At 75.6% G+C, this 12,340-nt stretch carries 11 protein-coding genes and 1 pseudogene; 6 read left to right on the forward strand and 6 right to left on the reverse strand.

The features are described 5' to 3' along the window. Nucleotides 1-1,030, reverse strand: a 1,030-nt coding sequence (locus ACSNOK_RS23440; protein WP_436782730.1) for a serine/threonine-protein kinase, incomplete at its 3' end; no start/stop codon positions are given. A gap of 471 nt (nucleotides 1,031-1,501) precedes the next feature. Here ACSNOK_RS23440 and ACSNOK_RS23445 point away from each other — a divergent pair. Both ACSNOK_RS23445 and ACSNOK_RS23450 read left to right on the forward strand, forming a co-directional pair. Continuing rightward, nucleotides 1,502-2,689, forward strand: coding sequence for a winged helix DNA-binding domain-containing protein (locus tag ACSNOK_RS23445; protein ID WP_436782731.1), 1,188 nt, complete (start codon nucleotides 1,502-1,504; stop codon nucleotides 2,687-2,689). A 98-nt stretch (nucleotides 2,690-2,787) separates the two neighbouring features. Then, complete coding sequence (locus ACSNOK_RS23450; RefSeq protein WP_436782732.1) at nucleotides 2,788-3,963, forward strand: tetratricopeptide repeat protein; 1,176 nt, start codon at nucleotides 2,788-2,790, stop codon at nucleotides 3,961-3,963. Between the two features lie 298 nt (nucleotides 3,964-4,261). Here the strand turns inward: ACSNOK_RS23450 and ACSNOK_RS23455 are convergent, their stop codons facing one another. Beyond that, nucleotides 4,262-5,104 carry a DUF4344 domain-containing metallopeptidase gene (locus tag ACSNOK_RS23455; protein ID WP_436782733.1) on the reverse strand — a complete coding sequence of 281 codons (843 nt, stop codon included), beginning with the start codon at nucleotides 5,102-5,104 and terminating at the stop codon, nucleotides 4,262-4,264. Nucleotides 5,105-5,324: 220 nt separating this feature from the next. On the opposite strand from ACSNOK_RS23455, the gene ACSNOK_RS23460 reads away from it, so the two are divergent. Both ACSNOK_RS23460 and ACSNOK_RS23465 read left to right on the forward strand, forming a co-directional pair. Further along, entirely contained in the window at nucleotides 5,325-5,993 is a 669-nt protein-coding gene (locus tag ACSNOK_RS23460) for a response regulator (RefSeq protein WP_436782734.1), read from the forward strand. Further along, nucleotides 5,990-7,111: a sensor histidine kinase gene (locus ACSNOK_RS23465; RefSeq protein ID WP_436782735.1), complete on the forward strand. Its 1,122-nt coding sequence runs from the start codon at nucleotides 5,990-5,992 to the stop codon at nucleotides 7,109-7,111. The genes ACSNOK_RS23460 and ACSNOK_RS23465 overlap by 4 nt, the downstream gene beginning before the upstream one ends. A gap of 193 nt (nucleotides 7,112-7,304) precedes the next feature. Here the strand turns inward: ACSNOK_RS23465 and ACSNOK_RS23470 are convergent, their stop codons facing one another. Continuing rightward, nucleotides 7,305-7,676, reverse strand: a complete 372-nt coding sequence (locus tag ACSNOK_RS23470) for an STAS domain-containing protein (RefSeq protein ID WP_436782736.1) — start codon at nucleotides 7,674-7,676, stop codon at nucleotides 7,305-7,307. A 479-nt stretch (nucleotides 7,677-8,155) separates the two neighbouring features. Here ACSNOK_RS23470 and ACSNOK_RS23475 point away from each other — a divergent pair, with 479 nt between their 5' ends. Next, a complete protein-coding gene (locus ACSNOK_RS23475) occupies nucleotides 8,156-8,746 on the forward strand; it encodes a sigma-70 family RNA polymerase sigma factor (RefSeq protein ID WP_436782737.1) in 591 nt (196 codons plus the stop codon). Continuing rightward, nucleotides 8,743-9,981: a zf-HC2 domain-containing protein gene (locus ACSNOK_RS23480; protein WP_436782738.1), complete on the forward strand. Its 1,239-nt coding sequence runs from the start codon at nucleotides 8,743-8,745 to the stop codon at nucleotides 9,979-9,981. The genes ACSNOK_RS23475 and ACSNOK_RS23480 overlap by 4 nt, the downstream gene beginning before the upstream one ends. A 48-nt stretch (nucleotides 9,982-10,029) precedes the next feature. On the opposite strand, the gene purU is transcribed toward ACSNOK_RS23480, so the two are convergent. From purU to ACSNOK_RS23495, 3 genes and pseudogenes are all read right to left on the reverse strand, one after another. Further along, the gene (purU, locus tag ACSNOK_RS23485; protein ID WP_436782739.1) at nucleotides 10,030-10,920 is read right to left on the reverse strand and encodes a formyltetrahydrofolate deformylase; all 891 of its coding nucleotides are present in this window, start codon (nucleotides 10,918-10,920) and stop codon (nucleotides 10,030-10,032) included. 139 nt (nucleotides 10,921-11,059) lie between these two features. After that, nucleotides 11,060-11,503 (reverse strand): SCO4402 family protein, encoded by a 444-nt coding sequence (locus ACSNOK_RS23490; protein ID WP_040890138.1) that lies wholly within the window; start codon nucleotides 11,501-11,503, stop codon nucleotides 11,060-11,062. 103 nt (nucleotides 11,504-11,606) lie between these two features. Further along, nucleotides 11,607-12,340 (reverse strand): annotated as a pseudogene (locus tag ACSNOK_RS23495) (hypothetical protein); the annotation flags it as partial.

Raw genomic sequence — 12,340 nt, forward strand, 5'->3', positions numbered from 1 at the left:
CGGGGGAAGTGGGGGAAGCGGACGTCGCGGGAGGGGACGGTGTTCGCGGGTCGGCGGGCGGTGCCGCCGGGGCGCGCGACGCCTCCGAGGCGGAGGTGGCGGACGCGGCAGTGGCGGCGGACGAGGCGGGTGAAGCGGGCGCCGGGGTGGGGACGCTGCGTTGCGTGGGCGTGTAGTGCAGGGAGGGCGCCGGGGTACGGCCGGTCTCCAGGTAGCCGCGCAGCAGCCGTTCGGCCTCGTCGCTGCCCATGCGCCGGGCCGGGTCGCGCTCCAGCAGCCCGCGGACGACCGGCAGCAGCGGTCCGGCGGACTCCGGCGGCCGGATCTCGTCGTAGACCACCGCGTGCAGGATGCCGCCCAGCGAATCGCGGTGGAACGGCGATTCGCCGCTGAGCACCGTGCAGAGCAGCACCCCCAGCGACCACAGGTCCGACTCCGGGCCCGCCTGGCCGCCGGCCATCCGCTCGGGCGCGGTGTACTCGGGCGAGCCGACGAACGCCCCGGTCTCGGTGATCGTCGTGGCGCCCGAGACCTGGGCGATGCCGAAGTCCGTGAGCACCACACGCCCGCTGCCCGCCTCCAAGAGGACGTTCGGCGGCTTGATGTCGCGGTGGAGGACGCCCCGCTCGTGGGCGGCCCGCAGCGCGCCCAGCATGGCCAGCCCGATCCGGGCCGCCTCCCGGGCGTCCACCGGGCCGTCCGCCGCCAGCCGGTCGGACAGCGAACGGCCGTCCACCAGCTCCATGACGATCCAGGGCCGGCCGTCCTGCTCCACGATGTCGTGCAGCACGATCACGTTCGGATGCTTGATGAGGGCCACCGCCCGGGCCTCGCGCAGCGTGCGCTCCTGCGACGACAAGGCGGCCCCGACGGACGCGGCGTCGTCCGTGTGCAGCTCCTTGACCGCCACCTCGCGGCCCAGCAGCTCGTCGGTGGCACGCCAGACCGTGCCCATGCCACCGCGCCCGATCCGCCGCCCCAGCCGATAGCGCCCCGCGATCACGCCGTCGTGTGCAGCGAAACTCCCCATGGGCAACATCTTGCCCCACGTGGTGGTCCCATGGGTTCGCCGCACTGCCCTGACGGCCGTGGCGAAACGTCCTGGCGTGACAACCGCCCCTCTCGTCGGCCCGTCGTCTCCCCTGGCACCGGCCCGCCGCCGGCCGCCGACGCGTCAGAGTCCGGCGCGCCGCGGGGTGAGCGGGGCCGCGCGTATCGGATCGGGCGCGCGCCGTTCCGACTCCGGACTCCGCTCGGGCGGGGCGGTGGAGTCCCGCATACGGTCCGGCGGCCGGCCGTGGGTGCGTCTCGTCCTCGTCGTCTGCATGCCCCCAGTCTTCCGGCGCACGGCCCCCCGGCCCATCCGGGAGAGCCCCGATCCGCCCCTGATTCCGGGTCAGGGATCACCCGGACCATCACCCCGGAGCGGATCCGGGCCACGCCCCAGGTCGCCCGCGCCAGTAGGTCAGTCTCCGACCTACATGCCCCTTACGCTCCCACCATGAGCAGCGACAGCCGCCCCCGCTTCACCGACGATCAGCGCCGCGCCCGTATCGGACGCCGGCATCTCCTGGCGCCCGCGCACCGGGCCGGTTCGGCCGAGGAGGTCGCCGACGCCGTCGTGGCCCTCCACGCGACGGACCCGGCGACCGTCTACCTCTCCGCCTGCGCCCGGCTGGCGGAGCCGTCGGCGGACGAGGTGGACCGGGCGCTGTACCGGGACGTCACGCTGGTCAAGCTGCTCTCCATGCGGCGCACCATCTTCGCCGTCACCACCGGCCTCGCCCCGTACGTCAACTCGTCGACCGCACGCGCGATCGCCGTCCGGGAGCGCGCCCAACTGCTGAAGCACCTGCGGGAGGACGTCGAAGAGGGCGCGCACTGGGACGAGGAGCGGCTCGCCGCCACGGAGCGCGCCGCCCTCGACGCGCTCGCGGCCCGCGGCGAGGCGACGACGGCCGAGCTGAACAAGGACGTGCCCGCCCTGCGGGAGACGATGCTGAGATCCCCCGACAAGCCCTACGCCGCGCGGCAGAGCGTCGGCAGCCGGGTGCTCCGGTTGCTGGCCGCCGACGGCCACATCCGCCGCGCGCGGCCACGCGGCTCCTGGACGAGCAGCATGTTCCCCTGGGCCGCCGTGGAGCCGCTGCCCGAGCCGCCCGTACGGGAGTCCAAGGCCGAACTGGCGCGCCGCTGGCTCGACTCGTTCGGGCCCGCGACCGAGGCGGACCTCAAGTGGTGGACCGGCTGGTCGCTCGGGGACACCCGGAAGGCCCTCGCCGACGCGGGCGCGGTGGACGTGGAACTGGCGGCCGGACCCGGCCGCGCGCTGCCCGGCCAGGTGGAGGAGGAGATTCCGCCGGTCGAACCGTGGGCCGCCCTGCTGCCCGGCCTGGATCCGACGACGATGGGCTGGCGCCACCGCGACTGGTACCTGTCGCCCGAGCACGTCCCGGCCCTCTTCGACCGCGCCGGGAACGCGGGCCCCACGGTCTGGTGGAACGGCCGGGTGGTGGGCGGGTGGGCCCAGCGCGCGGACGGTGAGGTGGTGTGGCGGCTGCTGACCGACGTGGGCCGGGAGGCGGTCGCGGCCGTCGAGGCCGAGGCGGCGCGGCTGACGGCGTGGATCGGTGACGTACGCGTCACGCCCCGATTCCGCACGCCCCTGGAAAGGGAGTTGGCGAAATAGGGCGGATCGCCGTGCGGCCGTCGCTCCCCGGGCATGGATGACCCTGTGCGGACGCAACCCGCCACCTGGACGACGGCGTCATGTACCGGGGGGTTGAAGTGGCCGAGAACAGTACGAAGGGGATACCGGCCCACGAGCCGGACGACATCGCTCCGCGCCTCGCCGAGGCCCGGGACGTCTTGCACTGGGGAACGGCGGCGGAAGCCGCCGAGATCTTCCGCGTACTCCAGGAGGAGGCCGCCCGGCACGGCCTCCTCCCCGAACGGGCGGCGGCACTCGTCGGCCTCGGGGACTGCGCCCTGGAGTCCGGGGAACTGGGCGACGCGCGCGACCACTTCGCGGAGGCGGAGCTGCTGCTCGCGGACGGACCGCCGGCGTGCCGCGCGCCCGCCCGCCGCGGGCGGGCCACCGCTCACCTGCTGGCGGGCGAACTGCGGTACTGCTGCCACCTGCTGGAGACCGCGCTGGACGAGCTCGGCGGCGCGGGGACACAGGACGCGCGGGCGCTGCTCGCGCTGCACACGACGGCCATCGCACCGTACGTCGACCTCGGGGCGTACGCGCGGGCCGCGCGCGCGGCGGAGCTCGCGCTGGCGCTCACGAAGCAGGTGGACGATCCGGTGCTGGTGGCGGGCGCGCTCCGGGGAGTGGCCAGGACGCTCGTCGTCGAGGGGCGGTTCGCCGAGGCCGGCACGGTGCTGGCGGAGGCCCGGGAGCTGTGCAGGAGCCGGCGGATGCGCGTCGAGCTGGCGCACTGCCACCGGACGCACGGTTACGTCCATGCCCAGGACGGGCAGCTGGCCGCCGCCGAACGCGAACTCCGCACGGCGCGCGCGATGCTGGCCGCCAAGCGGGCACCGCTGTTCACCGTGCAGGTCGAGGTGGAGCTCGCGGACGTGCTGCGGCGGCGCGGGAAGGCCGACGAAGCCGCCGGGCTGCTCGCGCCGCTGCTGGCGCCGTCCGCGCTGGGGCCCGAGCGGGGCGCCGTCCACGCGGGCGGGGCACACCGGCTGCTCGGGCTGATGGCCGAGGAGCGGGGCGACACCGACTCGGCGGAGGAGCACTACTGCGCGGCCCTCTCGCTCCTGGAACGCACGGGGGCGGCCGGCGATCTGGCCGACCTGTGCCGGTTGCTGGGGGACCTGCTGCGGCGGACCGGACGCACGGAGGCGGCGCTGAACGCGTACCGCACGGGCCTCGGCCACCGGGCCGCGCCCGGCACGACGACGCTGGGTCCGGCGCCGCCGGTGCCCTTGCGGCGTCCGTGCGGGTGAGCTGGGGCGGGAGCGGCGGCGGCTTTTGCGGGCTTCACCCGAGGGGCGGGCGCCCCGGTCCCGTGTCCGCGCGCCCGGTCGGGTACGCGGGGGCCCGGCCGGTACGCGGCCCGGTCGGCGCGTGGGTGCCGTGGCTCGCGCGTCCCGTACGGGCGGGGTAGGGGCGTGAGCGGGTCCGTAGGCGCCGGATTCCGGTCCCGTACGGGCGCGATCGGTCCGGTACGGGCATGACCGGCCAGGCCCGGCCGGCCCGCGTGGGGGCCGCGGCCGGCCCCGCCGCCGCGCCCGGCCGCCCGCGTCAGCCCCCGCCCCGTACCGCGTACGGCGCCAGCAGCGCGTCCCAGCCCCGGCGCAGGGCGCGGTACTCGTCCGCGCACTGTTCGGCCCGCTCCCGAGTGAGCCGGCCGCCGTCGGCGGGCTCGCGGTCGCGGCCGGTGGCGGAGCCGTGGAGGTAGCAGAGGTAGTTGGCGCTGCGGACGGCGTCGGGGGCGTGTTCGTCGCTGGGGTCGCCCTCCTCCGGGTCGTCCGCCGCGTACTGGGCGTAGTTGTCCGCGGCGGCCCGCAGCGCGGCCCGGCCCTCGGCGCCGCGCGCGAGCAGGCGGTACGCGGCGAACTGGTCGGCGACGTCCTCCTCCCGCCCGGTGAAGCGCAGGCCGAGCCGGTCGATGAGGGCGTGGGCGACCTCGTGGTACAGGGTCTCGGTGATCACCCCGGCGGTGCGTCCGGGCACGTCCGGGTCCCGGGCCTGGCGGAACATCGCGCGGACCTCGCCCACGTAGCCGTAACAGAGGCTGACGCGGCGGGTCTCCGGGTCGTACTCCGGCACGTCGTCCTCGGCGCAGGAGCGGCCGACGACCGCGATCCGCCGGGGCAGCCGGAGGGTGGCGTTCAGGTCCTCGGCGACGCGCTCGGCGAGCCGTCGGCGGCGCAGGAAGGCCAGGTGCTCCGCGTCGTCGCCCTCGGCCTCCCGGTAGGAGACGGCCACCCCGCCTCCGGAGCGCGGGCGCGCGTCGTCGTCTCGGCCGCCCCCGCCGCCGCCGCAGGCCGTCGCCAGGAACGCGCAGGCCAGGGTCGCGGGCAGAATACGGACGTACCGTGCGCGGGACGGCGTGCGGGGGCCGGGCCCGGCATGGTGCAGCATGGTCAGCACTCTGCCGGACGGCAGACCGGGAGGGAAATTCACCGGGCACGGCCGGCCGTCACGGCCGACGGACCGGGCCGACGGACCGGGCCGCGGGGCCACGGCGCGACCGGCCGACCGTCGGAGTATTGGATTCCGCTTTCCCCGTGCCGGTACGGCAGGCTGGAAGGTGCCGGGTGGCCTGCGGGGCTCCCGGTGTGAAAGGGACGAGGGAGCGGCGTTGATCCGTGTCGCTGTAGTGGACGACGAGCAGCTGGTCAGGTCCGGGCTGCGGATGATCCTGGGCGCCGCCCGGGACATCGAGGTCGTGGCGGACTGCGGGGGCGGCGACGCGGTGGCGGCCGTGCTCGCCAGTGCGCCCGACGTCGTCCTCCTCGACGTACGGATGCCGGACGTCTCCGGGCTGACCGTGCTCCGCGCGCTGCGCGCCACGCCGGAGCCGCCCGCCGTCGCCATGCTCACGACGTTCGACGCCGACGAGTACCTGGCCGCCGCGCTGCGCGGCGGGGCGGCCGGCTTCCTCCTCAAGGACACCGATCCGGACCAGCTCGTGCGAGCCGTCCGGACGCTCGCCGCCGGGGGGAGCGTGCTCGACCCCGGGGTGACCAGGACCGTGATCGGCGGCTATCTGGCGGCGGGCGCCGGGGCCTCGGCGGCCGAGGCGGTACGGGGTCTGACGCCGCGCGAGCGCGAGGTGCTGGCCCACGTCGGCGCCGGTCTGGCCAACCCGCAGATCGCCGAGCGCATGGGCCTGGCCCCCAGCACGGTGAAGGACCACGTCCGGGCGGTCCTCGGCAAGCTCGGCGGGGTCAACCGGGTCCAGGCGGCGATCGTGGCGGACCGCGCGGGGCTGGTACCCGTGCCACGGCCCGGGGACGGCGTCCGGTGAACCCCGGGGCGCGGAGCCGGCCGGCCTGGGTCCCGCTCGTCGCGCCCGCGGCGCTGGCCGTCGCCGACGCCCTCCTGGTCAACGGAGTGACGCCGGGGGCCGCCCTGCTGCTCTCCCTGGCGGCCGCCGCGGCGCTGCTGTGGCGGCGCCGCTTCCCCGTGACGGTCTTCCTGGCCGTCCTGCCGGGCTTCTACATCGGGTACATCTGGTTCGCGCCGCTGATCGCGCTCTACACGGTGGCGGCCGTGCGCCGCCCCGACCGGCGGCTCCTCGGCGTCACCGGCCTGCTCTTCGCCGTCGTCCACTTCCTCCCCTACCCGGTGTCCGACCTGCCGGTGCACGACCCGCGCGGGCTCGCCCTCGACGCCGTCAACGCGGTGGTGATCGCGGCGGCGCCCATCGCGGTCGGACTCCTGGCCCGCACCCGGCACGAACTGGACGCGCGGCTCGACGAACTGACGCGCAGCCGGGCCCGCGAGGACCGGCTCCTGGCCGACCGGGTCCTCGCCACCGAGCGCGCCCGGCTCGCCCGCGAGATGCACGACGTCGTCGCCCACCAGGTGAGCCTGATCAGCCTGCAGGCGGGCGCCGTGCAGGTCAGCACGGCCGACACCCGGGCCCGCGCCGGGGCCCGGACGATCCGTGAGCTGTCGGTGCGCACGCTGGACGAACTGCGCCACATGGTCGGCATTCTGCGGGCGGCGGGCGCGGACACCGACGAGCTGACGCCGCAGCCGAAGCTCGCGGACCTGCCCCGGCTGCTGGAGCTGAGCGCGCTCGACGTCACGTACGAGGACGCCTACGACCCGGCGGTCGAACGCTCGGAGGCGGTGGAACGGGCCGCCTTCCGGACCGTTCAGGAGGCACTGACGAACGTCCGCAAGCACGCGCCCGGGGCGAAGGTGCGGGTCCGGGTGGACGAGCCGGACGGCGGGCTGCGGGTCGAGGTCCGCAACGGGCCGGCCGACTCGGCCGTCCCGGCGCCCGGGCTGCCCGGCGGCGGCCACGGTCTGGTGGGGCTGCGGGAGCGCGCGCACAGCCTCGGGGGCACGCTGGAGGCGCGTCCGACGGAGGACGGCGGCTTCGTCGTACGGGCCCGTTTCCCACGCGGCCGATGAGCCCGCGGCGGTGCCGGTACGGGGCGCGGGCGCGCGGGTGACCGTCGGAGCGCGCCGTTCTCCGGCTGCCGGATTCTCCCGGCGCGCCGGACCTCCGGGCATGCCGGCGGGCCCCGGCGCCGGGCGGCGCGGGGTGGCACCGGCGGCGCGGGGTCGGCGGCCGGCGACGCGGGCCGGCCCACGGGCCGGCGGGCTACGCCGACAGCGAGTCGGTCTCCGCGGTGGCGCTCGCCAGGTCCGGGTAGACCTCGAAGAGGCGGCGCACGCCGAGGGCGGCGAGCACCCTGTTGACGTGCGATCCCTCGACCGCTCCCTGGGCGGGCAGGATCAGCCGCAGCCGCCCTTGGCAGGAGCGCATCAGACGCCGGGCGGCGATGAGCACCCCGACCCCGCTGGAGTCGCAGAACCGCACCTCGCCGAGGTCGAGCACCAGGCTCCGCCGCCCCTCCGCCACCGCGTCGTGCACGCGCTGCCGGACCGCCGGGGAGGTCACCAGATCCATCTCGCCGCTGACCCGGAGCACGGCCCAGTTCCCCTGGTCGTGCTCCCACACCTTCAACGTCACGCGTTCGAGCCCTTCCACTCGGTCCGCCGGCTGGTCGCGCTTTCCGGCGCTGTTTCCGGACTGAGCCCTTCCGCGGTGTGGCCACCGTCCCGTACCGTCCGCGACGGTCGTACGACCCCTAGGGGATCCGGCGGCCGGACCCGCCGCGAATTGCCGTCTGGCATAAACCACCGCCTTGAGCCTATGCCCAGCCCGGACGCCCCCTCCCCCCGGATCCGGTCACACCCGCATAACACATCGGCACATTCGTGCACGTCCGGTCAGACACCGCCGGTCCCCCGCTGTTCGGCCGACGGACGGGCGGCCGATGTCCGGCGGACGGGCCGTCAAGCCCTATCACCCCCGGCGGCCCCGCACCCGGGCTTCCCTGATCTTCCCCGGAGTTACCCGGATTTCCGTCCGAACGTACGCCCGCTGCCGGACCCTCCCGTTACATTGCGAAGAGCAGGCGTCGTGACGACGCACGGGAGGAGGGGCGGATGACCACGGACGCACCACCACGGTGGGACCGGAGGATGCAGCAGCGGCTCGCGCACGGCGAGGCGGCCGCGCTCGGCGAGCTGTACGACCGCTTCGCCTCCCTCGTGCACGGCCTCGCCCACCGCGTCCTCGGCGACGAGGCCGGCGCCGACCGGGTCACCCGGGACGTCTTCGGCCACGTCTGGGAGCACCCCGGCGACTGGGATCCCCGGCAGGGCCCGCTGCGCTCCTGGCTCGCCGACCTCACGCACCGGCAGGCCGTCGCCCGTCTGCGCCGGTCGGAGAGCGACGACCCCGGCGGCACCGCCACCCCCGAGGAGATCGACGAACGCGTCCGCGCCGCGTCCGCCGCCGCCCGCGCCGACTACATCGTCGGCTCCATGCCCGCACCCCTGCGCGAGGCCCTGGATCTCGCCTACACCCGCCGCCTCGACTACCGCCGGGCCGCCGCCGGACTGGGCGTCACCGAGGACGAGGCGCGTCGCCGGCTGCGCCTGGGGCTCCAGTTGCTCGCCACCGCCCACGGCCCGCGCCGCGCCGGCTCCCGCGCGCCGGGCCCGCCGCCCTCCGTCGGCGGGGGCGCGCGATGACCGGTCGCCCGCCCCGGCCGCACCCCGTGCTCACGTCGTTGCTCGGCGCCTGGGCCCTGGCCGCCTGCTCGCCGGACGAGACGGCGGCCGTCGAGGAGCATCTGACCGACTGCGCCTCCTGCGCCGAGGAAGCCGTCCGGCTACGGGACGCGGTCGCGCTGCTCCACCCCGAGGACAGCCTCGACCTCGACCCCTCCCTCCGCTCCCGGGTGCTCTCGCACTGCCTCGGCCGGCGCCCGCCCCGGATTCCGGTGCCCGGCTGGGCGGCGCCCTACGAGGCGGAGACGGCCCGCCTCGACGCCCTGCTGCGGGACATCGACGAGCAGGACTGGCGGGCGCCGGTGCGGCTCGCCTGGTTCGACGGGCGGCGGTCCGCCGAGCGGGAGGTCAGCGTGGCCGCCGTGATCAGCCATCTCACGGCGGTGGACGGCCTGGTCGCCGGCTCCCTGGGCCTGCCCGACCCGGTGCCGGCCCCGGCCGCCGCCGTACCCGTCCTGACCGGCGGCGGAGTGGCGCCCGGCGGCGGAGCGGCGTGCGGAGAGGGAGCGGCCGAGACGGCCGCGGACCCCGTGCCGCTGTCGCCCGCCGGCCGCACGGAGGCCCTGTGGACGGCCGGGGACGGCCGGTCCTCCGGCGGCGCCGACGCGGCCTGGCGCGACGCTCACGCGACCTGGCGCGAGCAGAGCCGCGCCCTCATAAGGAGCGCGTCCTTCGCCGCCGACGCCGACGCGCGGGACACGGCGGCGACGAGCGTCGCGTACGGCCCCTTCAGCCTCCCGCTGCACGACGCCTTCCTCGACCGCGCCTTCGAGTGCTGGGTGCACGCGGAGGATGTGGCCGACGCCGTCGCGTACCCCTACGAGCCGCCGGCGCCGTCCCATCTCCACCGCATGATCGACCTGGCGGCCCGGATGCTCCCGGCCGCGCTCGCCGGCCGCCGCCGCGCCGGTCTCGCCCCGCCGCCGCACATACTGAGCTCCGTGGACGCGCCGGGCCGCGCGCTGCACCTGGAGGTGGAGGGCAGCGGCGGCGGCCACTGGTACATCGCGCTGGACTCCCCCGCCGTCCGCGCCTCGCCGGAGACCGAAGTGGCCCATGTGGTGCTCGACGGGCTGGAGTTCTGCCGGCTGGCCGCCGGGCGCGTCGAGCCGCAGGAGGCCGCGGCCGGGCAGGACGGGGATCCCGAGGCGATCCGGGACGTGTTGTTCGCGACGGCGTCGCTGTCGCGGCTGTGACGCGCCCGCCGGGAGGGGAGCCACCACCCCGGCGGGCCCGCGCGTGGCCTACGCGAAGACGACCGTGCGGCGGCCGTTCAGCAGCACGCGGTGCTCGCTGTGCCACTTCACCGCACGCGCCAGGGCCTGGCACTCCACGTCCCGGCCGATGGCGACCAGCTGCTCGGGGGTCACCTCGTGACCGACCCGCTCGACCTCCTGCTCGATGATCGGGCCCTCGTCGAGGTCGGCGGTGACGTAGTGCGCGGTGGCACCGATCAGCTTCACACCGCGGGCGTGCGCCTGGTGGTACGGCTTGGCGCCCTTGAAGCTCGGCAGGAAGGAGTGGTGGATGTTGATGATCCGGCCCGACAGCTCCTTGCAGAGGTTGTCGGAGAGCACCTGCATATAGCGGGCGAGGACGACCAGTTCGACCTTCTCGTCGCGGACGATGTCGAGCAGTCGCGCCTCCGCCTCCGCCTTGGTGTCCTTGGTCACCGGAATGTGGTGGAAGGGGATGCCGTAGGAGCCGACGAGCTCGGCGAAGTCGGTGTGGTTGGAGACGACCGCGGCGATCTCCACCGGCAGGGCGCCGATCCGGGAGCGGAAGAGCAGGTCGTTGAGGCAGTGCCCGAACTTGGACACCATCAGCACGACGCGCATCTTCTCGTCGGCGCGGTGGATCTGCCAGTCCATGTGGAACGCGTCGCCGATGGCGGCGAAGCTGGCCCGCAGCTTCTCCAGCGTCACGGGGGCCTCGGCCCCGAAGTGCACCCGCATGAAAAACAGCCCGGTGTCGTGGTCGCCGAACTGCTGGCTGTCCTCGATGTTGCAGCCGGTCATGAAGAGGTAGCTGGACACCGCGTGGACGATGCCCTGCTTGTCCGGGCAGGAGAGGGTGAGGACGTACTGGTCGGGCTGTGCGGTCCGCGCGGGCGGCGCCGGCTGCGAGGCGTTCATAGCCCAATAGCGTCGCATATCCGCGGGCCCCCGCCGGACCATCCGGTTCCGGCGGGGGCCCGCCTCGCGCGGCGCGCCGGAGCAGGAGCCCCGGCGCGCGCGGTCTCTTCCGGGCCCGTCGCGCCGCCCGGCCGTAGGGTCAGACCTTCGTCAGAACGGCGAGGACGGGCAGGGAGCGCGGCGGGACGTCCGGGTCGTCCCCGTCCCCCGCCGCCAGCCGGACGTGTGCCTCGCGTGCCGCCCGCACGGCCTCGGGCCAGCCGTGGTGCTCCAGATAGGCCGAGACCGGTGCGTCGGCGCCGACCTGGTGCATGATCCGCAGGACGCGCAGGACCGCCACGTCCACCAGGGCGGCCTCGCCCGAGTCGCGGAAGACCGTCCCGACGTACTTCTCCGCCGACCAGTTGTCCAGCCAGGTGTCCTCGACCAGGCGGTAGACGGCGTCGGTCACGTCTCCGTACCCTTCACGCCCGGTCAGCCAGCACTCCTGCTGGAAGGCCGGGTCCGAGAGCATGTGCAGCGCCGAGCGGACGTTCGCCCGCCAGCGCCACCATGGCATGTCATTGAGCGGCATGCCGTCCATGGTGGTCGAGCGACGGCCGCGACGGGAAGACTTCTCCGAACCTTGCACAGCGATCGATCGTACGTTCCCGCCCCGGAGCCCTGTCCAGGGGTGCCGTACGGCGTCAGAGCTGGGTCCACGGGCGCTGCGGCAGCCCGTACTTCTTGGCGATCGGTTTCCACAGGTCGGCCGCCCGCTTCTTGGCGGCCGTGGCCTCCCCGCTGGCGCGGTCGCCGGCGAGGGCCTCCTTGCTGGGGCGGGCGTGACCCTTGTGGCAGCCGTGTTTGCCGCCGACCTGATCGGCCCAGGCCGCGTAGTGGCTGTCGGCGGACGCGGACGACTGCCACGCCTTGGTCAGCTGCGCGGTGAGGTCGGCGTGGCCGGGCAGCTTGTCCACCGGGGTCTTCCGCAGCCGGTCGACCAGCCCGTTCCGGTCCCTCGCGGCGTCCCGGAGGTCGCCGGCCGACTTGCCGAGGTCCTTGCAGCTCCGGGTGGCGTCCACGGCCCGGATGACCGCGCCCCGGCTGCCACCGCTGTCCCGGAGCAACGCGTCCAGGGCCTTGGCCTGGCTCGCCCCCGGGTCGGCGGGCTCGGGCTTCCGGCTCTTGGTGCCGTGGGGTGTGGCCGAGGCACTCGGTTCGCTTGTGGCCGCGGCGGCCTTCTGAGGCTCCTGTTCCTTGTCCCCGTCGTCGCCTCCACCCCAGAAGAACGCGCCGGCGGCGAGTCCCGCGACTGCGCAGCCGGCCACGACGCCGCCGATCACGGCGAGGCTCCTGCCCCGGCCCGAGCGGCCCTGCCGCGCCGGGGCGGGCGGGGGCGGCGCGTAGGCGGCCGGAGCGGCGGCACCGGGCGGCGGGC

It is taken from the genome of Streptomyces sp. URMC 126 (genome assembly GCF_051386555.1).
GTDB lineage: Bacteria > Actinomycetota > Actinomycetes > Streptomycetales > Streptomycetaceae > Streptomyces.

Excerpts from the sequence above, each read along its gene's own strand:
- ACSNOK_RS23445 (WP_436782731.1), top strand. The coding sequence starts at position 1,502 with ATGAGCAGCGACAGCCGCCCCCGCTTCACCGACGATCAGCGCCGCGCC.
- ACSNOK_RS23455 (WP_436782733.1), bottom strand. The coding sequence starts at position 5,104 with ATGCTGCACCATGCCGGGCCCGGCCCCCGCACGCCGTCCCGCGCACGG.
- ACSNOK_RS23475 (WP_436782737.1), top strand. The coding sequence starts at position 8,156 with ATGACCACGGACGCACCACCACGGTGGGACCGGAGGATGCAGCAGCGG.
- ACSNOK_RS23480 (WP_436782738.1), top strand. The coding sequence starts at position 8,743 with ATGACCGGTCGCCCGCCCCGGCCGCACCCCGTGCTCACGTCGTTGCTC.
- purU (WP_436782739.1), bottom strand. The coding sequence starts at position 10,920 with ATGAACGCCTCGCAGCCGGCGCCGCCCGCGCGGACCGCACAGCCCGAC.
- ACSNOK_RS23490 (WP_040890138.1), bottom strand. The coding sequence starts at position 11,503 with ATGGACGGCATGCCGCTCAATGACATGCCATGGTGGCGCTGGCGGGCG.